Source organism: Phenylobacterium sp. SCN 70-31, from assembly GCF_001724605.1.
Taxonomy (GTDB): domain Bacteria; phylum Pseudomonadota; class Alphaproteobacteria; order Caulobacterales; family Caulobacteraceae; genus Phenylobacterium.
The window spans coordinates 171,874-190,730 of record NZ_MEEX01000001.1; the positions used below are offsets into that span (position 1 = coordinate 171,874).

Here is an 18,857-nt window from a genome sequence, read left to right on the forward strand (position 1 = left end):
CAGCCGGACGCGACGCGCATTGCGGCGTCGCCCGGACTGTGGAAGATGGATACATCTTCTAAGATGCATATAGAGAGAACGGAAATGGATTCTGCGGCGGTCTACTTCGTGGCCCGGCATCTCCTGGCGGCGGCCCGCCATGCGATAGATCCGCAGGAGCAACTCGCCGAACTGCCGGCCACGGAGCGGATCATCCTGCAGGATCTGGTCGAGTCCGCCCCGACCTCGATTCAGGACATCGCCCGGCGCACGCAGATCGCCCAGAGCCGGGTTTCGGCCGCGGTCCAGAAATGGCGCGAGCGCGGGCGGATCGACGCGCGGCCGGACCCGACGGACCGCCGCCGATCGATCCTGACGTCCAGCGCCACCCTCGACGCCGAGGTCCTGGCGGGAATGGGCGCTTCGGCCGACACCGTATTGCAGGCCCTCGGCGTGAACCTGAGCGCCCGGGAACGGCGATCCGTCCTCCAGGCGCTCGAGCTTCTCCATGAGAGGCTGAAACAGGCCGCACGCGCCCGAGAGTCAGAACCGCTGTGAGACGTTGAGGTAGAACCGCCGTCCGCGCGGGTCGTACACCGTGGGATCGTAACGCTGGTCGTTCTCCACGAAGTACGGCGGCTTGTTCTGGAAGAGGTTGAGAACCCCGACCGTGAGCCGCGGGCCCTCGACGCCCCCACGCCATTCGGCGAAGTCGTAGGCGAACTGAACGTCGAAGGTGACGTAGGAGTCGAACCGCCGCGTGGCCAGGGCAAGGATGCCGGGCTGGGCGTCGTCGATCGTCGCCTCATAGGCCAGATTGTCGTAGCCCGAGACATAGCGGACCGTGCCGTTCGCCGCCGCGGGACCCCGGCTCCATGTGGCGGACACATGGCCCTTCTTGTCCGGCAGCGAACGCGCGATCTTGCCGTCGCCGGTGGTGCCGGCGGCGTCCGTCACGCCCGTGCCCAGGAAGCCGTCCTCGAAGCCCGGAAGCCCGCGGATCTTGTACTGGTTCACATAGGTGAACCCACCCTCCAGCAGGATGTCGCCCCAGTCCGTTCCGAAGCGGTAGCGCGCCGCCACGTCCACACCATCGGTGAGGACACGCCCGGCGTTGACCGAGACGATGTCGACGGTCTGGAGCGTCGCGGCCTGCGTCAGCGCCCGCGACACGCCGTCCGTGGCGTAGAGGCGGGGGTCCACGATGCAATCGCGCCGGACCAGGCCCGCCCGCAACGCGTTGGGATTGCAAGCGACGTAGGGGTTCGCCACGCCGAGCGCGGTCGACGCGGCCTCGACGTAGTTGGCGGGATTTCCGACCGCGGCGTTGAACCGGGCCACCTCGGCGTCGAGCGCCTGGACGATCGGCTGCGGCACGACCCGATCGCTGAAGTCGAACCTCCAGTAGTCGACGGACACGTACAGGCCGTCCAGCGCCCCGCCCCGCGGTTGGAAGATCAGGCCGACGTTGTAGGTGTCGGCGGTTTCAGACTTGACGTTCGGCGACGCCAGGGAACGGAAGAAAATGCTGGTGTTCTGGCCGTTCTGCACGGTCGCCGGCCTCAGTCCGGCCCGTACGTCCTGGCTCGACAGCCGGTCGATCACCATCGCGCTGTCCGCGCCGTTGCCGTTGAACACGATGCCCGTGTTGGGGGCGCGGAAGGACTTCGAATAGGAGGCGCGGAACGCCAGGGCTTCCAGCGCCTGCCAGCGAACGGCGACCTTGGGCGTCGTCTCGGCGCCGATGCCGCCGCCGTAGTCCTCGTACCGGATCGCCCACTGCGTCTGGATCGACTCCAGGAACGGCAGCTGGAGTTCGGCGAAGGCGGCGTCGACCGTACGGCGGTCCCGGAACGACCGTGTGAAGTAGCCGCCGAAGAACGCGTCGTTGGCGGCATACCGGAAGGTGGCCGGCCGCGAAGACGATGCGTAGGTCACCAGCGTCTGGAGACCTGGCTCCACCAGGTCGTAGGACAGCGCCCGCTTGTCCTCCTCGCGGCGTTGCAGGCCGACGGCGAAGGCCGCCTGGCCGCCGGGAAGATCGAACAGATCGCCGCTCACGACCAGATCGAACGACTGCAACTCGTTGCGCCGGTCGGAAGCCGGGACCAGCGGACTGATCCAGTCCAGCATCTCGCGATCGTTCGCGAGCGCCGGGTTGCTCAAGGCGGTCAGATAGGGATTGAGGAAGTGGCAGTCGCCCTGCCCCTGATTGGTGCTGGTGACGGCGAGGGAGACGGTCTCCCGCAGGCTTTGCGGGAAGCCGGGCTGGTACTCGCGGAACAGAATGTTGTTGAGCGTCGCGTTGCCGAAGAACGGGTCCGAGTTGAGGTTGTAGGTCGTGACCCCGTTGGGAACGCACCGGGGACCGCCCAGGCCGTTGATCGCCAGTTCGGCGTTGTATCGGTTGATGGTGCGCTCGACCCGCTTCAGCCGGGTGTCGCTGTAGCTGTAGGAAAAGTCGTAGCGGAAGGACCGCCCGAAGGCGGGGAAATCGCCCTTCAGCCCGAACTGCAGGCCGCGCGTGGTCGACGTGTTCCGCGAGTCGTCGCCCCCCGAAAACGGGAAATCGGTGTTGAAGTAGACGAGGGCCGGAACGCCCAGACCGCCGTTCGCGCGATCGTTGGGGACGTTGCCGATGACCGGCGGCGCCAGAGACGGATTCAACGCCCCCGTACTCCTCGATCCGAGACCGAAGATCGGACTGCCGGTGGGAAGGATCAGCGCCGGTCCCTGCGAGCGCATGCCGCCCGTATCCGCCCGGCGGACCGAGTTGTGGGCGTATTGCGCAAACCCGTAGAGCTTCAAGGAATCGCTTACCTCGTGAGCGAACGACACGGCGCCGCTGAATCGCTTCTGCGCGGGGTTCACGAAGCGCAGATGGGTGATGTCCTGCCCGCAGTCGGACCCGGGGGTCGAGGCCTTCTGGCTCGGGTCGAAGGCCCGGTCGGCGGTGAAGCCGAGCTGGCTGCACAGGGGGTCGGTGTAGAGCACGCTGGTGGCGCCGAAGGAGGGATCCAGCGACCGGCGCAGCGTCGTGAGGGGCTGGTTGATCCAGATCGGGTTGGGCGTGCCGCTGAGGATGCCGGCGACCTTCGAGACGCTGTTGAAGACCTGGGTGCTCGAAGGGTCGAAGCCGGGCGTGTCGCGGAGCCGGACGGCGTCGCGCTCGAAATACTCACCCCCGACCACGATGCGCGTCCGACCGGCGTTCAGGCTCCGGCCCGCAACGGCCGAGAACGTGGTGTCCGCAGGGTTCGAACCGCTGCTCATCACGTGTCGCCCGACGCTCAGTTCAAGCCCGTCGAAGCGATCCCTCATGATCAGGTTGACCACACCGGCCACCGCATCGGAGCCGTAGATGGCCGAACCGCCGTCGGTGAGCACCTCGATCCGCTCGATCATCACGGCCGGCAGGGCGTTGATGTCCACGAACTCGCTGCCGTCCTGGGTCAGGGCCGCGGCCACGACCTGGCGCTTGCCGTTGACGAGGGTCAGGGTCGAGTTCTGGCCGAGATTCCTCAGGTTGATGTTGGCCGTGCCCTCGATCGTCCCGTTCTCGTCGGGATTGGAATTGGTGGTGGAGCCCTGGTTGCTCTCCAGGTTCTTGACCACGTCCCAGATGGTCGCCGCGCCCTGCGCCTGGATCTGCTCCCGACCGATGACGGTCACGGGCGATGGCGCATCCGCCGGCGTGCCGGCGATCAGCGAGCCCGTCACGACGAGCTCCTCGACCTCGGACGGCGCCGCCTGGGCCCAGGCGGCCGTCGGCAGGGCCGCACCCAGCAGCAGAATCGACCGGAGCCGTTGCAACTTCTTCATCTCGTCCCCTCCATGTTCCGCCTCCGGCTCAGGGGCCGGGCTGGCGCGCTCCGTTCGTGGCGTTCGCCTTCTCGGTGGCGCTTCGCCGCGATGGCTAGGGCGTGGCGCCGATACGCGGCAACGGTCGCCCCCAAACTTTTCCGGATGGCGGGACGGCCGCTCGCGACCCCCTCAATCCGCATCCGAGAAGATGCATCTTGACAGATATATATTAGCAGCGCACCTCCTTTCGCGAGAGAGGACGACCGCTTTGGTGAGGCCGGATATGAGTTCAACCGACGCGCCGCGCGCGCGCGGCGAGGACGGCGCCGAGCTTGTCCAGTCGCTGGTCCGAGCGTTCGCGATGCTGGACCAGCTCGCGGCGCACGACGAAGGCCTGAAGCTCACCCAACTCGCGCGGCTGGTGGATCTGCCGCGCTCCACGGCCCATCGCCTGCTCACGACCATGAGCACTCTCAGGTACATCGAGTTCGATCCGGCCACGCATCGATGGCTCGTCGGCGTCAGGGCGTTTTCCCTGGGCAACGCCTACGGCCGCCTTCGCGGCCTGCCGCGACTGGCGCGGCCCCTGCTCCGGGCGTTGCAGTTCAAGGTGCGCGATACGGTGAGCCTCGCCGTCCCCGTGGGCGGCGCGCTGTACTACGCCGCCCAGCTCGAGGGCGCGACCGGCCGCGGTCCGCTGCGGCCTGGCCAGTCGCTGCCGTTCCACGCGACGGCCGTGGGCAAGGCCTTCCTGGCCCATCTCAGCGAGACCGAGATCGAGGCGCTCCTCGGCGACGTCGGGCTGACGGGCCTGACGCCGGCCAGCCGCACGACCCGGGCCGGTCTGGCGGATGAGCTCCGTCGGGTTCGCGACGATGGAGTCGCGTTCGACAAGGAGGAGTGCGTGACGGGACTCCGGTGCGTGGCCGTCCCCGTGTTCAACGCCCGGGGACAGGTCTGCGGCGCGCTGTCGGTCAGCGGTCGCTCCGACCGCATGCCCGAGATGCGGATGCAGGCGCTCGCCCCGACCCTCGACGAGGCCGCCCGCGGCCTCGCGGCCCACACGGCGGGTTGGGCGCTCGAATAGCCTTGCGGGCCCTCGACGGCTCGGCGCACCTCATTCTCCCTTCTCCTCGCGCAGCTCCGCCAGTCGGCGAAGCGTCTGCTCATGCATCCGCCGGGTGATGCCATAGCCGCGCAACGCATAGGCGGCGGCGGCGTAGAGAAGGAAGATCGCCGGCGCATAGGTCATGCCCAACCTCAGGAGCGCGTCGGCCGGCACCTCGCCCGGACGGGCCTGCTGCGGGAACTGCGCGAGCGCGAGAAGAAGCGCGGCCGCCGAGATTCCGATGCCTGAGACCGCCTTGTTCACAAAGGCCACGGCGGCGAAGAACAGACCTTCCGATCGCCGGCCGGTCTTCAACTCCCAGTCCTCGACGACATCAGCCACCATGGACGAGCACAGGATCGTCGCCGTGATCGTGCAAGCGCCGGCGACGACGTCCTGGGTCAGCACCAGGGGAAACAACCAGGGACTGCCGTTGTCCGGCAGGACTCCGAGCAGGCGCAGCACGACGGCGCCGCTCGCCACCGCAGCGCCGACGACGAGAAGCGCGCGGGCCGCGACCGGCTTTTCGACCCGCCGGGCCACCACCTGCGCCAGGGCGACCGCGATGAACGCCGATCCCACGCCCGCCACCGCGAAGAGCGCGATCTGGTCTGCGGTGAACTCCCAGAAGTAGAGGCTGAAATAGAGCGACGCTGCGCGGGACAGGCCGGCGGCGGCGGCGCAGAACAGGGTCGCGGCGAGCACCGAGGCGAACGTACGGTGCCGAAGCACGGCGAGGATCTCGGGCCCGAGCCGCAACTGGGGCCCGGTCGCCGGAGGCGCCCGCGAGATCAGGACCCGGCGCTGCGTGCCGATCGCCGACGCCAGCATCGTCGCCAGCATCACCAGGGCCGCGGCCACCCCATAGTCCGCATAGCCCGCTGGATTGAGCTGGCCCACGGGATGGCCGGCGTCGGGCCGGAGGAACACCTTCATCGCCGCGATGTAGAGGGCCAGGCCGCCCAGCCAGCCCATGAGGTAGCGATAGGACAGAAGCCGAGTGCGGGCGTCGTAGCCGCTCACCAGTTCCGGGGCGAGCGCCGCCGAGGGAATCTCGTAGCCGGTGATGAACGTGCGCACCAGGAGCGCCATCAGCCCGAGATAGGCGACCAGCCCAACCTCGCCCAGGTGCTCGGGAGGACGCCAGAGGAGGCAGAACGTCACCGCGGCCGGGATCGCCGAGAGATACATGAACGGGTGGCGCCGGCCCCAGCGGGACCGAAGGTTGTCGGACAGGCGGCCGACCAGCGGGTCCAGACAGGCCTCGAAGATGAGCACGGCCATGATCACCAGCCCCACGGCCTGGGTCGGCGCGCCCATCACCTGCGCATAGAAGATCAGGAGGAAGGCCGAGAACCCGCCGTCCTTGATGCCGAACGGAACCGCGCCCAGCGCGTAGGAAAAGAGCGTCGCCCGTGACGGAGAAGCGGGTTGCTGCGCGGTCTTCACGTGTCGGCTCCGTCGGATGATGCGCCGGTCCTAGCCGACGCGACCGCCGCCTCCCCGGGCCCGCGGACGGCTTTCCCGCGATGCGGAACGCCTCGGACATCGCGGTGATCGTCCTGCCCGACGGTCCGGCGCTATGCAGTCGAGGGGCGCGGGTCCCAGAGGCAGCTTACAGGAGTCCGGAGTGCGGAAGGTGGTTTCAGGCAGGGCCTGGCGCTTCGGGGACAATATCGACACCGATCAGCTGGCGCCGCTGCGGACGTTCTCGGCCGACTGGGAAACGACCCGCGCCGCGATGCTGCCTGCCCGGCCGGACTTCGCGCGCGAAGCGGCGGTTGGCGACATGGTGGTGGCCGGACGGAACTGGGGCTGTGGCTCCAGCCGCGAGCAGGCGCCGCTCAACCTGAAACGGCTCGGACTGTCCGCGGTCGTGGCGGAGTCGTTCGGGCGCATCTTCTACCGGAACGCCATCGCGGTCGCATTGCCTTGCGTCATCTGTCCGGGCGTGGCGGACGCGGTCGAGGACGGCGACGAGGTGGAGATCGACCTGGCCGCCGGCGTGGTGCGGAACCTGACGCGAGGTTCGACCCTCCACACCGCTCCGCCGACCCCGGAGGTGCTGCGGATCCTCGAAGCCGGCGGCATTCTCAACACCCTGGGCGATCCGCCTCCCCGGCGTCCCGCACAGGCGGCTTCCGCGGCCCCGACCCGCGCACGCACGATGGCCGAGAAGGTGCTGCAACGCACGTCCGGCGGCGCGGACGCCAGACCGGGCGACTTCGTCATGGCGCGCGCCGATCGCGTCGTGCTCGGAGAGTACTTCTACTACTGCGCCCAGCAACTGAAGCGGGCGGGCATTACGAAGCTTCCCGATCCCGACCGGGTCAGTGCGACCCTGACCGGCGCCTTCCCCGCGCCGAACGCCGAAACGGCCACCCTCCATGTCCGCATTCGCGAGATCGCGGCCGAACTCGGTGTCGATCGCTTCTATCCGCACGACGGCATCATCAACCAGGTGATCGTCGAGAAGGGCGACGCCCTGCCCGGGAGCCTGATGTTCGGCAGCGACTCGCACAGCACCACGTACGGCGCCGTCGGGGCGGCCGGTTCCGGTCTCGGGATGTCGGACCTCACCTACCTCCTGGCCCGGGGGGAAACCTGGCTTCAGGTTCCGGAAAGCGTCCGCTTCGAGCTGGGCGGCCGGCCGGGAGCCAGCGTCATGGCCAAGGATATCATCCTCCACCTCCTGCATAGGTTCGGCAGCGATCACGCCCAGTACCGGTCGGTCGAATTCGGCGGGGCCTGGGCCGACCAGATGACGGTTTCGAGCCGCATGACCCTCTGCAACATGGGGGTGGAGATGGGCGCGAAGTTCGCCATGTTCGCCGCCGACGCGCGCACGCTCGAGTATCTGCGCCCGCGGACGTCCGCCGACCTCGAGCTTTTCGGCCCCGACCCGGGCGCGACCTACGCGGCGCGGCACGAAATCGACGTCTCGGCGATCCCGCCGTACGTGGCGCGGCCGCACGATCCGGCCAACAGCGGCCCGGTCGGAGAGTGTGCGGGCGTCGCCATCCAGCAAGCCTTTCTCGGCTCCTGCACCAACGCCCGCCTGGAGGATTTCGCGATCGCGGCGACGCTGCTCCGCGGCCGCCGTGTCTCATCGGGGACACGGCTGGTGGTCACGCCGGCGTCGCAGACGGTGATGCTCGAGGCGCTTCGTCGCGGCTACATCGAGACGCTGATCGAGGCGGGCGCCCACATCACGCCGGCGGGATGCGGCGCCTGCGCGGGCAGCGTCGGGGGCGTGGTGGGGCCGGGTGAGGTCTGCCTGTCGACCACGAACCGGAACTTCCGCGGGCGGATGGGCAGCCCCGACGCCCACATCTACCTCGCCTCGCCCGCCACCGTGGCGGCGTCGGCCGTCACGGGCAGGATCACCGATCCACGGGAACTCTGGCCATCCGGCGCCCCAGGCGTCTCCGAGCTGGAGGCGGCGAACTGATGCGCAAACGCATAGCGGTCATTCCCGGAGAAGACGGGGGGCGCGAGGCCATGGAAGCGGCCCTGGGCGTCCTCGAACAGATGGCGCTCGCCGCCGACTTCAGCTTCCCGCTCGCCGCCGTCCCGGCAGGCGCCGACGGCCAGGCCGGCCTGTCGCCCGAGGCGCGCGCGGGCATCGACGCGGCGGACGCCACTTTCTTCGGCGCGACCGACGGTGGATCGTTCGCGGCGCTCGCATACCTGCGCTGGGGCAAGGACGCCTATGCGAACGTCCGGCCCACCCGCTGGTGGCCGGGATGCGCCAGCCCCCTGCGGGCGCCGGAGGACATCGACCTGGTGATCGTGCGGGAAAACCTGGAGGACGCCTATGTGCGCCTCGAGGGCGACCTGCGGGATCTCGAACCGCTCGATCTGGCGAGCCGCCCCCTGCGCCGCAAGGCGCACGAGCTGGGACCAGGCCGCTACGCCATCAAGGCGATCACCGAGGCCGGCTCGCGGCGTATCGCCCGGTTCGCATTCGAGGTCGCCCGGCGGCGAAAGGCGGCCGGCGGGCCAGGCCGGGTCACGGCGGGGGCCAAGTGGAACATGCTGCCGCAGAGCGACGGCCTCTTCGTGGAGGTCGCCCGGGCCGTGGGGGCCGACTATCCCGACATCGCATTCGACACGCTGCTGGTGGACGACCTCGCCCAGAAGCTCGTGATGGCGCCGGGCCGGTTCGACGTGATCCTGCTGCCCAACCTGTACGGCGACATCCTGTCGGACGCCGCCGCGGCGCTGACCGGCGGCCTGGGCGTGGCGCCGAGCGGCTGCTACGGGCCGGACTACGCCTACTTCGAACCGGTTCATGGAACCGCGCCCGACATCGCCGGGCGTGGTCGCGTCAACCCCACGGCGACGCTCCTGGCCGGCGCGATGATGCTGGAACACATCGGACTGGAGCCCGGCGCCCAGCGCCTGCGCGCAGCGCTCGGCCGCGTCTATGCGGCGGGTCGCTGGCTGACGCCGGACCAGGGCGGCTCGGCGACGACCGGCGACTTCTGCCGCGCGCTCATCGGCGAACTGTGAGGCCCGCATGCGCCCAGCGACCCTCTTCGAGAAGCTCTGGAACGCCCATCGCATCGCCGACGTCGGCGACGGGGCCGACCTGATCCGCATCGACCGCCACTTCCTGCACGACCTCAGCGGCCCCCTGTCGCTGAAGATGCTTGGCGACCGAGGGCTGCGGGTGCGCGCCCCGCAACTGACCTTCGCGATGGCCGACCACGGAGTTCCCACGGCTCCGGGCGCATGGCTCGAAGGCAACGAGCGGGCGCTCCAGGCTCTGCGGGCCGCATGCGCCCGTCACGGCGTGCGCCTCTTCGACCTGGGGTCCGCAGAACAGGGCATCGTGCACGTCACAGGGCCGGAACTCGGCCTGACATTGCCGGGTCTCTCGATCGTCTGCGGCGACAGCCACACCTCCACCCACGGAGCCTTCGGCGCCCTGGCGTGGGGCGTCGGCAACACCGAAGTGCTGCACGTTCTGGCCACCCAGGCGCTGGTCGTGCCGCGGCCCGCGACCATGCGCATCCGTTGCGAGGGGCGGCTGGCGCCCGGCGTGGCCGCGAAGGACCTGATCCTCACGCTCATCGGCCGCCTCGGGACGGCCGGCGCGTCGGGCCACGCGGTCGAGTTCGCCGGGACCGCGATCGACGCCATGTCGATGGAGGACCGCATGTCGCTATGCAACCTCGCGACCGAGCTGGGCGCCACCTTCGCCCTGATCGCGCCGGACGCGGTGACGGAGGCCTACGTGCGCGACCGCGCCTATGCGCCGCGGGGCGCGGAATGGACCGACGCGGTGGCGGCGTGGCGCCGGCTGCCGACCGACCCGGAAGCGACGTTCGACAGCGAAGTGGTGGCCGACGCCGCCGCCGTCGCGCCGCAGGTGACCTGGGGCGTCACCCCACAGGACGTCGCTGGAATCGACGGACGAGTCCCCGATCCCGCCGCGGCGCCGGACCCGGCGACCCGACGGCGCTGGGAGGCGGCCCTCGACTACATGGGTCTTCAACCTGGGGCGCCGATCTCGGGTGTGGCCATCCAGAACGTCTTCATCGGGTCCTGCGCAAACGGACGGCTCGGCGACCTCCAGGCCGCCGCCCATGTCGTGCGCGGCCGTCGCGTGCCGGCGCATGTGCGCGCCTGGATCGTCCCCGGGTCTCAGGCCGTGAGCCAGGCGGCCCGCGCCGAGGGCCTGGATCGCGTGTTCCTCGATGCCGGATTCGCCTGGCGGGAGCCCGGATGCTCGATGTGCCTGGGCATGAACGGCGACGTCGTCGCACCCGGCGAACGCTGCGTGTCCACTTCGAACCGAAACTTCGTCGGCCGCCAGGGCCCAGGGGCCAGGACGCATCTCGCCAGTCCGCAGATGGCCGCGGCCGCGGCGGTGGCGGGCGCCCTGGTCGACGTCAGGGAGATACTGCGATGACGGCGTTCACACGACTGACCTCCAAGGCCGTTCCGCTGCTGCTGGACGACGTGGACACCGACATCATCACGCCCATCGGACGCGTGCTGCAGGGACGCGAGGCGATGGTGAAGTACGCCTTCGAACCTCTCCGCTTCGACGAGACGGGCGCGCCGCGCGCCGACTGCCCGCTCAACGACCCTGTGTTCCAGGGGGCGGAGATCCTGCTGGCCGGCGCCAACTTCGGATGCGGGAGTTCCCGCGAGACGGCGGCGTGGGCGGTGAAGGCTCTCGGGTTCCGGGCCGTCGTCGCCACGGGCTTCGGCGCCATCTTCGAGTCCAACTGTTTCCGGAACGGCATCCTGCCGGTCAGCCTTCCGTCCGACGCCGTTCGCGCCCTGGCCGAGACCGCGCGGGACGGCGGCGATCTGAGCCTGGATCTCGACGCCCGCAGCGTGGACGACGGCCGTACGCGCCTCACCTTTCCGATCTCCGATTTCCGGCGCGAAGGTCTCCTCAGGGGGGTGGACGAACTCGACCTGATCCTAGGCCGCCTGGGGGACATCGCCGCGTTCGAGGCCGCGGATCGCGCTCTCCGGCCCTGGGTGTCTCCCGTCCGCCCCTCGGCCGCCGTCGCGCCGAACCTCTCCGACGGGCGTTAAGGGCGGAACGCCCCGGGTCCGAGATCGCCCGACACGCGCGCGTAGAACGGGTCGCCGGGCGCGATCGATCCGCGCCGGACGACATTCCCCGTGGCCGCAGACTTGTACAGGCTCGAAACCAGATCGAGGACCGGCCGGACTTCGTCGAGAGAGACCTCGACGTCGCCTTCGCCAAGCGCCGCCGACGCGAACCGGCCGAACTGACGTGTCATGCGGCTGGGTCCGGCTCCGGCTTCCCGTTCCCATGCGCTCAGAAGGGGCTCGTACCCTGGCCTCGCCGTCAGCCGCCAATCGCCGGGGGCCTCGCTGTAGAGCGCGTTGAACTCGACGGTGGCGTACTGGAAATCGATACGGAGCCGCGACTCCTCCCGCGGGGAAAGTACGCTGTTGACCACTGTGGCCAAGGCGCCGCTCGCGAACCGCACGGCCGCCACCGACACGTCCTCCACGTCGATCTCGCGATCCAGGGTCGACGCCAGGGCGGCCACGTCGACCCAGTCCCCGAGCAGCCACAGCGCAAGATCCATGAGGTGGATGCCGACGCCCACCGTGGGACCGCCCAACTCGCTCTCCCAGCGCCCGCGCCAGGGTGCGGCGTAGTAGGCCTCGTCGCGGAACCAGGCGGTTTCGACGCTGACCGCCAAGGGTCGTCCGAACGCCTGGCGATCGATCAGATCTCGAAGCCGTTGCGTCCGCGGGCTGAAACGCCATTGCGCGACCCCGGCGCATCGCGCGCCCGACCGGCGTTCGGCGGCCGCGATCCGGTCCAGTTCGGCCAGGCCGCCGCAGAGCGGCTTCTCGCACATGACCCAGGCTCCGGCGTCCAGGCAGGCTATGGCCTGATCGGCGTGAACCCCGGGCGGGGAGCAGATATGAGCCAGGTCCGGTCGCATGGCCGTCAACAACGTGTCGAGATCCGCATAGGCCGCCGGCGCCCCGTGGCGGCGGGCGAAGGCTTCCCGCGCCACCGGATCGGGCTCGACCACGGCGGCGAGCCGGACATGGGGCGAGGCCGCCAACGCCCGAGCATGCGCCTGAGCGACCTGGCCGGCGCCCACGATCACGGTGTCCAGCACCGCGGTCACGCCCCCGTCCCCATTCCAACGCCGCCGCCGTCTGGCGCAGCGGCGGCCAGGAGCGACGCGATCGCAGGCGCGGTCAGCCGGCCGTCAGCGATGTGGACCTCGCACGTCAGGCGCAGGGTCTCTCCCGAGGCGAGCTGTTGCGGCGCCGCGTAGAACGGCGCGGGCCCCATGATCGCGTAGGGCTCGTTCCGGACGAACCAGGGCGGCGGCGGGGCGTCATCCGGAACGCGCATCACTAACGTGGTGGCGCGCCCGCTGCCGTCATGCCGACCGACAAAGGCCAGCCAGGGCAGCCGGGCGCCCATGGCGTCCGGCACGCGTTCCGGGGCGACGACCTGCCCGCCTGTGAAACTCCTGGGACCCCGCCAGACCCAGCCGCCATACCCCGCGGCCGGGCGGCCTTCCACGGTAGGGCTCGAGAGACGCAGCGGCCCGGACGTGCGGTTGACGATGCGGCTGTCCAGCCCGAGCCGCCAGACGCCCTGCGCCGCCCCTGCGGCGTCGAACGTCAGGGTCCGGGCTTCCGCGGCGACCTCGGCTCCGGACGGCGCCAGCCAGGACAGGGTCTGCCCGAGGTCCAGTCGGGCGCCCTGCGCCACGATGTGGTCGAAGGCCTCATGGCGCATCCAGCCGTTGTTGCGACGATCGACGTAGCCTTCGCCGGCGACGTAGGTCGGCCCACCCCAGAAGTTCCAGTCGCCCACATAGGGCAAGGCGAGCTGGAAACCGTTGTGCCAGGGATGATCGTGGGGTCGCACCACCGTCACGTCCTCGCCGGTCAGGGACCTGACGGGCGCGAGATAGGGCTTTGGCGCATACGCAGGGCGGGCGTCCGGCCGGAAGACGTAGCGGGCCAGGGTCAGACCGTCGCGCAGGATGTCGACGCCCGCGTCGTCGAATCTCGGCGTCACGGGCGTGGCCTCCGTCATGGCTGTGCGATTCCGGCCGTCTCCAGGAACGCCCTCAGGCGCCGCGCCGCCGGCTCGGGATCGGACAGCAGCCCGGCCGAATCGGCCAGGACGACCAGGCGGCACAGGTGAGGAATCGAACGCCGCGCCTCCAGCCCGTCGATCATGCGGAAGTGCGGCTGACGCCCCGCGAGAAAGGCGATGAAGGTCAGATCGGTCTTGTAGAAGTAGGTGGGCGCCGCGAAGGCGTGACGCGCGAAGGGGACACACGACTCCAGCCGCGCCCGGAAGCCATCAGGGTCACCCGCGTCCAGCCGGGCGAAGGCGTCCGCCGCCGCCGGGGCGATGGCGTCGAACACGCCCAGCAGCGCATCGCTGTGGCCTTCGGCGTCGCCCGCGATGAGTTCGGGGAAGTTGAAGTCGTCGCCGGTGAACATCCGCACCCCTTCGGGCAGACGGCGACGCATCCGGATCTCGCGGCCGGCGTCCAGAAGCGAGAGCTTGATGCCCGCCACCCGTCCGGCGTGAGCGCCCAATACGTCCAGGCAGGCCTCGGTGGCGCGATCGAGGTCCGCATCCCCCCAGTAGCCGGCCAGGGCGGGATCGAATGCCGGGCCCAGCCAGTGCAGGATCACGCCGTCGTCCAGTTCGGCGAGAACCCGGCCGTAGACCGTGGCGTAGTCGTCGGGGCTCCGCGCCAGACGCGCAAGCTCCCGGCTGGCCATCAGCACGACCCCCGCGCCCGCGCTCTGGATGGCCCGCGCCTGGAGGAGATAGGCCGAGACCACCTCGTCCAGCGCGCCCAGGCTGCCGGGCGGGCAATGGTCGGTCTGCGCGCCCGCCACGATCCGTCCGCCGAGGGCGCGGGCATCACGGGCGCTGCGCTGGATCAGCTCCAGGGCCGTGGGCCAGTCGAGGCCGGAGCCCCGCTGGGCCGTGTCCATGGCTTCGGCCACGCCGAAGCCCAGGCCCCAGAGGTCGCGGCGGAGCGCGAGGGTGGCGTCCCAGTCGAGCCGCGCTCGCCCATCGCTCGACGGCGTGTCGAGCGGGTCGGCCACCACGTGGGCGGCGGCGAACGCCTGACGGCTCGCCGGTGGCCTGGCCGTTCTCGGCGTCGACACCGGTTCGGAAAGCGTGAAGAGGGTGAGATCGCCGCTTTCGGATACGAGGCGGACGGTGCGGTTGTTCATGGGCGGCGAACCTCGCGGGACTCGAGCACGACGGCGACGTGACGCTGCAGACCGTCCAGGGCCTGATCCAGGACCTCCTGGGGATCCCGGGCCCATACGGTCGGATTGAAGACCTCCACCTCGATGGGGCCGCGATAGCCGGCCGCCTCCCCCAGTGCGACGAAGCCGGCGATATCTATGCACCCGTCCCCGGGCATGCCGCGCCCGTTGAGGTGATCCGGCGGCGGCGACAGCCAGTCGGCGAGCTGGAGGCCGTGGATGTGCTCTGCCGACGCTTCAACTCCGGCGGGCAACTCGGGGTCCCACCAGAGGTGATAGCTGTCGAGCATCACCCCGACGCCCTCGTTCGCCCGGGCCAGCGACAGGGCCTGGACGAGCGAGACGATGACCGATCTGTCCGCGCAGTACGTGGGGTGCAGCGGCTCGATCGAGAGACGCACCCCCGCGGTCTTCGCATAGGCGGCGGTCTGGGCGACGGCGTCGGCGACCCTGCGCCGCGCGTCCGAGAGCGACTCCCCCACCGGGGGCCCCACCACCAGCACCAGCGTCTCGGCGTCGAGCGCGGCCGCTTCGTCCACGGCGCGGAAGTTGTCCTCCAGCCGCCGCCGTCGCTCGGCGGGCGTCGAGGCTCCGAACCAGCCACCGCGACAGAGGGAGGACACCGCCAGGCCGGTGTGTTCCAGCGCCTTCCGCACGGCCGGCAGGCCGACTTCGGCCACGGGATCACGCCAGAGGCCGACCCAGCGGAGACCGGCCCTGGCGCTCGCCTCCACGACCTCCACGGCGTTCCACCGCGGAACCGTGGCCTGGTTGAGGCTGAACCGCTCCCGCCACGGCGTTGCGAGATCCCGCGTCATGCCACGAGGTCCGGTACGGCGACCCATCGGGCTTCGGCCGAGGAGACCTGGGCCAGCTCGGCGAGCTGGATGGCCCGGGCGCCGGCCGCCAGCGTCCAGGGATAGGGTTCGTCCAGCACGACGTGCCGGAGGAAGTGCTCCCATTGCACCCGGAAGGCGTTCATCGGCTCCTCGCGTTCCGGCGCCGCGATCCACCCCGCGCGGAGCTCCGGCGCGGGTCCCGTCGGATTCCAGCGCGCCACCGGCGTCGCGGCGGCGGGCTGGATCTTGCAGTCGCGGAGCGTGGCCAGGGCGCTTCCGCGCTCGCCGTCCACCTGCATGACGAACAGGTCGTCCCGATAGGGCCGGACGCACCACGACGAGACGAAGTGCGCGATCGCGCCGTTTCCGAGTTCGAATATCGCGTAGGCCGCATCGTCGGCCGTCGCGTCGTAGCGCCGTCCGGTCTCGTCCGCCCGGATCGGGACATGGCGTTCCGACCGGTTGACCAGGGCCTTCACGCCGCCGAACAGCTCATCGAAGAGGTAGCGCCAGTGGGCGTACATATCGAGGACGATCCCGCCCCCGTCCTCGGCCCGATAGTTCCACGACGGCCTCTGCCGGCCGCCGACGATGTCGTCGAAGACCCAGTAGCCGAACTCGCCCCGGACCGAGAATATCCGGCCGAAGAAGCCTTCCTCGATGAGCCGGGAAAGTTGCAGGATCCCCGGGAGGAACAGCTTGTCCTGCACCACGCCGTGGCGGACGCCCCGGGCGTCGGCCTCGGTGGCGAGGGCCAGCGCCGACGCGCTGGTCAGGGCCGCCGGCTTCTCCACATAGACATGCTTGCCCGCGGCGATCGCACGCCGGACCGCGGCTTCCCGTTGCACCGTGGCCTGGGCGTCGAAGTAGATTTCGTTGGCAGAGTCCGACAGCGCCGCGTCGAGATCCAGCCCCCAGCGATCGAGGCCGTGGCGGTCGGCCAGCGCCCGCAGGCGCGTGGGGTCGCGGCCGATCAGGACGGGTTCCGGCCAGAGTTCGGTGTCGCCGACCCGGACGCCCCCGGCGGCGCGTATGGCCATGATGGAGCGTTCCAGGTGGTCCCTGCCGCCCATCCGGCCGGTCACACCGTTCATGATCACGCCGATGCTGCGCCGCTTCATTCGCAAGTCCTCGCTGGGAGGGCCCGAGAGGGCCTGACGGGCGGCGCATCTATTTGCGAACGGCGCGTCTTGACAGCGCCGAGGCCGAAGACGCGCCCCTTTTCCCGCATGGCGGAAGCCGGGCTCCGCCGGCGCGCATGCACGTTCGGATTCAGCCCCGGCGGACGACGCCGACCGTCGCGTGCTCGCACTCCTCGGGAACCACCGCCCTGTCGCGAGCAACCGACATCGCGCCGTGAATCACGACGCCGCGCCGACCGCCTGCAACGGGGGCGGAGTGTGCGCGTTTGGACGACTTGCCCTGGAGGAGACCCCGATGGCCAAGGAACGCCCCAACGACAATCCCAAATCCCCCGCCGAGGTGCAGGACCGGATCTGGGAACTCGCCGAGAAGATCGACATCTGCATGTTCACGACCTGGGACGGGGAACAGCAGCGCAGCCGGCCGCTCTCGGCGCGCGTCCGTCGCGACGAGCACGCCGTCCATTTCCTGGTCGACGCCGACGGGGGAAAGAACGCAGAGATCGACCGCTTCCCGGCGGTGTCCTGCGTCTGGGCCGACAACCGGAACTACAAGTACGTCCTGATCTCGGGCGAGGCGCGAGTGTCCAACGACCGCGAGAAGATCGCGGCGTTGTGGACGGACTTCGACAAGGCCTGGTGGGAGGACGCCACCGACCCGACCATCCGGCTCCTGACCCTGACGCCGGACGCCGGCGAGCTGTGGGACAGCCCCGGCAAGGCCGTCGCCCTCGTCAAGATGGCCGTCGCGGCCGTGACGGGCCAAGCGCCGCACATGGGAGACAACGCGAAGACGCCGCTCTAGGTCGTCGATCGCGCGCCAACTCCTGGATGGTCACCGCCGCGGGGCGCGCAGCGAACCTGCAAGGTTCGGTGAGCGGGTGGTCGAGCCAATCTCGACGCAGAGACGGCGACCTGAGAGCCCTGACGGGACGAGAATACTCTCGCCCGTCTGGCCATATATGGACGGCTGGGCCTACCGGAGCGCCGCCCGCACCGCCTGCACGAAGGCGTCGCGTTCGCGATAGCGGTCCTCGGACCGGGCGTCCTTCCAGGCCGCGTTCATCGCGACCACCAGGCGCTCGGCGGGATAGACGATAATCGCCTGGCCGTGGATTCCTATGGCGGCGAACGAACCGTCGCCCTGGGCCCACCAGAAATAGCCGTAGGCCTCGCGCTCGGGCTGGTCGGTGCGCACAAGGGCGCCCGTCGCCTCGCCGATCCAGCCCGCGGGCAGCACCGCCTGTCCGCCCGCCACGCCGCCGTCCAGCATGAACTGCCCGATGCGGGCGTAGTCACGCAGGGTCATGCTCATGCAGCAGCCGCCCCGCTCGTGGCCGCCGGCGTCCAGCAGCCAGATCGCGTCCTGCTCCATGCCATACGGCGCCCAGATCTTCTCGGACAGGTACCGGGCCAGGGGCTTGCCCACGGCCCGCGAGACCACGACGCCGGCCAGGTCAGTCTCGCCGGTGTTGTAGGTGAACGCCTCGCCCAGCGTATGCGCCCGCGGAAGCTTGCGCATGTAGCTGACCACCGGATTGACCCCCGGTTCCGTCACGGCCGCGCCCACCCGCGCGACGTCGGCGTTCGGGTCGGTGTAGTCCTCGTTCCAGCGCACCCCCGAGGTCATGGTCAGGAGTTGGCGGACAGTGACGCCGTCGTAGCCGCTCCCCTTCATCTCGGGCACGTACTCGGTGACCTCGGCGTCCAGGCCGGCGACCCGGCCGTCAGCGATCGCGGCGCCCATGAGGATGGAGGTCACCGACTTCGCCACCGAGAACGAGGTCCAGCGGTCGTCGGGGCCACGGCCCAGGCCATAGCGTTCGAGCACGATCCGGCCGTCCTGGAGCACCAGCAGGCCCGAGACGTCCTGCGCAGCCATGAAGCTGGCCACGTCGTGGCTCTGGCCGCCATAGGTGAAGGTGGGCGCGATCTGACGATCCGCGACGGGCAGCGGCCGAACCCTCTCGCCGCGCTTCACGTCGGCGACGGGGAACATCTTCTCGACGCTGCGGAAGGCCAGGGCGCGCTGCTGCGGCGTCCAGCTACGCATATCGGACACCTCGGGCGCCGGCGCCGTCTCGACCCCTCCGGCCAGCACGGCCGCGCAGGCCAGTCCACAAAGCAGCGGCATCACGCCCTCCGATCCCTGTTCGATACATCCTTCGACCGGTCATGGCGGCTCTCCCCCGCGGACCGATG

15 protein-coding genes are annotated in these 18,857 nt (G+C 70.2%); 7 read left to right on the top strand and 8 right to left on the bottom strand.

What is annotated here, in order from left to right; translation table 11 throughout:
• Positions 1-84: 84 nt before the first annotated feature.
• Positions 85-537, top strand: coding sequence for a MarR family transcriptional regulator (locus ABS78_RS00840; protein WP_293373913.1), 453 nt, complete (start codon positions 85-87; stop codon positions 535-537).
• On the opposite strand, the gene ABS78_RS00845 is transcribed toward ABS78_RS00840, so the two are convergent.
• The gene (locus tag ABS78_RS00845; protein WP_293373915.1) at positions 523-3,801 is read right to left on the bottom strand and encodes a TonB-dependent receptor; all 3,279 of its coding nucleotides are present in this window, start codon (positions 3,799-3,801) and stop codon (positions 523-525) included. The genes ABS78_RS00840 and ABS78_RS00845 overlap by 15 nt on opposite strands.
• Before the next feature lie 265 nt (positions 3,802-4,066).
• Between ABS78_RS00845 and ABS78_RS00850 the strand changes: the two genes are divergently transcribed.
• Positions 4,067-4,870: an IclR family transcriptional regulator gene (locus tag ABS78_RS00850; RefSeq protein ID WP_293373917.1), complete on the top strand. Its 804-nt coding sequence runs from the start codon at positions 4,067-4,069 to the stop codon at positions 4,868-4,870.
• Positions 4,871-4,900: 30 nt separating this feature from the next.
• On the opposite strand, the gene ABS78_RS00855 is transcribed toward ABS78_RS00850, so the two are convergent.
• Positions 4,901-6,340 (bottom strand): MFS transporter, encoded by a 1,440-nt coding sequence (locus tag ABS78_RS00855; protein ID WP_293373919.1) that lies wholly within the window; start codon positions 6,338-6,340, stop codon positions 4,901-4,903.
• 181 nt (positions 6,341-6,521) lie between these two features.
• On the opposite strand from ABS78_RS00855, the gene ABS78_RS00860 reads away from it, so the two are divergent.
• From ABS78_RS00860 to leuD, 4 genes are read left to right on the top strand one after another with little or no spacing between them, the layout of a single operon-like run.
• The gene (locus ABS78_RS00860) at positions 6,522-8,342 is read left to right on the top strand and encodes an aconitase/3-isopropylmalate dehydratase large subunit family protein (RefSeq protein WP_293373921.1); all 1,821 of its coding nucleotides are present in this window, start codon (positions 6,522-6,524) and stop codon (positions 8,340-8,342) included.
• Positions 8,342-9,406, top strand: coding sequence for an isocitrate/isopropylmalate family dehydrogenase (locus ABS78_RS00865; RefSeq protein WP_293373923.1), 1,065 nt, complete (start codon positions 8,342-8,344; stop codon positions 9,404-9,406). Before ABS78_RS00860 ends, ABS78_RS00865 begins: the two co-directional genes overlap by 1 nt.
• A 7-nt stretch (positions 9,407-9,413) precedes the next feature.
• Positions 9,414-10,811: a 3-isopropylmalate dehydratase large subunit gene (gene leuC, locus ABS78_RS00870; protein WP_293373925.1), complete on the top strand. Its 1,398-nt coding sequence runs from the start codon at positions 9,414-9,416 to the stop codon at positions 10,809-10,811.
• On the top strand, positions 10,808-11,452 hold the full coding sequence (gene leuD, locus ABS78_RS00875) for a 3-isopropylmalate dehydratase small subunit (RefSeq protein WP_293373927.1): 645 nt from the start codon (positions 10,808-10,810) through the stop codon (positions 11,450-11,452). The genes leuC and leuD overlap by 4 nt, the downstream gene beginning before the upstream one ends.
• On the opposite strand, the gene ABS78_RS00880 is transcribed toward leuD, so the two are convergent.
• The 5 genes from ABS78_RS00880 to ABS78_RS00900 are packed head-to-tail and all read right to left on the bottom strand — an operon-like array spanning position 11,449 to position 16,634.
• A complete protein-coding gene (locus ABS78_RS00880; protein ID WP_293373929.1) occupies positions 11,449-12,537 on the bottom strand; it encodes a Gfo/Idh/MocA family oxidoreductase in 1,089 nt (362 codons plus the stop codon). The genes leuD and ABS78_RS00880 overlap by 4 nt on opposite strands.
• On the bottom strand, positions 12,534-13,448 hold the full coding sequence (locus ABS78_RS00885) for a PmoA family protein (protein ID WP_293373931.1): 915 nt from the start codon (positions 13,446-13,448) through the stop codon (positions 12,534-12,536). The genes ABS78_RS00880 and ABS78_RS00885 overlap by 4 nt, the downstream gene beginning before the upstream one ends.
• Before the next feature lie 14 nt (positions 13,449-13,462).
• Positions 13,463-14,635, bottom strand: a complete 1,173-nt coding sequence (locus tag ABS78_RS00890; protein WP_293373933.1) for a dihydrodipicolinate synthase family protein — start codon at positions 14,633-14,635, stop codon at positions 13,463-13,465.
• A complete protein-coding gene (locus ABS78_RS00895) occupies positions 14,632-15,492 on the bottom strand; it encodes a sugar phosphate isomerase/epimerase family protein (protein WP_293373935.1) in 861 nt (286 codons plus the stop codon). The genes ABS78_RS00890 and ABS78_RS00895 overlap by 4 nt, the downstream gene beginning before the upstream one ends.
• Positions 15,489-16,634 (bottom strand): Gfo/Idh/MocA family oxidoreductase, encoded by a 1,146-nt coding sequence (locus ABS78_RS00900; RefSeq protein ID WP_293373937.1) that lies wholly within the window; start codon positions 16,632-16,634, stop codon positions 15,489-15,491. Before ABS78_RS00900 ends, ABS78_RS00895 begins: the two co-directional genes overlap by 4 nt.
• Positions 16,635-16,950: 316 nt before the next feature.
• Here ABS78_RS00900 and ABS78_RS00905 point away from each other — a divergent pair, with 316 nt between their 5' ends.
• The gene (locus ABS78_RS00905) at positions 16,951-17,460 is read left to right on the top strand and encodes a pyridoxamine 5'-phosphate oxidase family protein (RefSeq protein WP_293373939.1); all 510 of its coding nucleotides are present in this window, start codon (positions 16,951-16,953) and stop codon (positions 17,458-17,460) included.
• A gap of 171 nt (positions 17,461-17,631) precedes the next feature.
• On the opposite strand, the gene ABS78_RS00910 is transcribed toward ABS78_RS00905, so the two are convergent.
• Positions 17,632-18,789, bottom strand: a complete 1,158-nt coding sequence (locus ABS78_RS00910) for a serine hydrolase (protein WP_293373941.1) — start codon at positions 18,787-18,789, stop codon at positions 17,632-17,634.
• Positions 18,790-18,857: the final 68 nt, after the last annotated feature.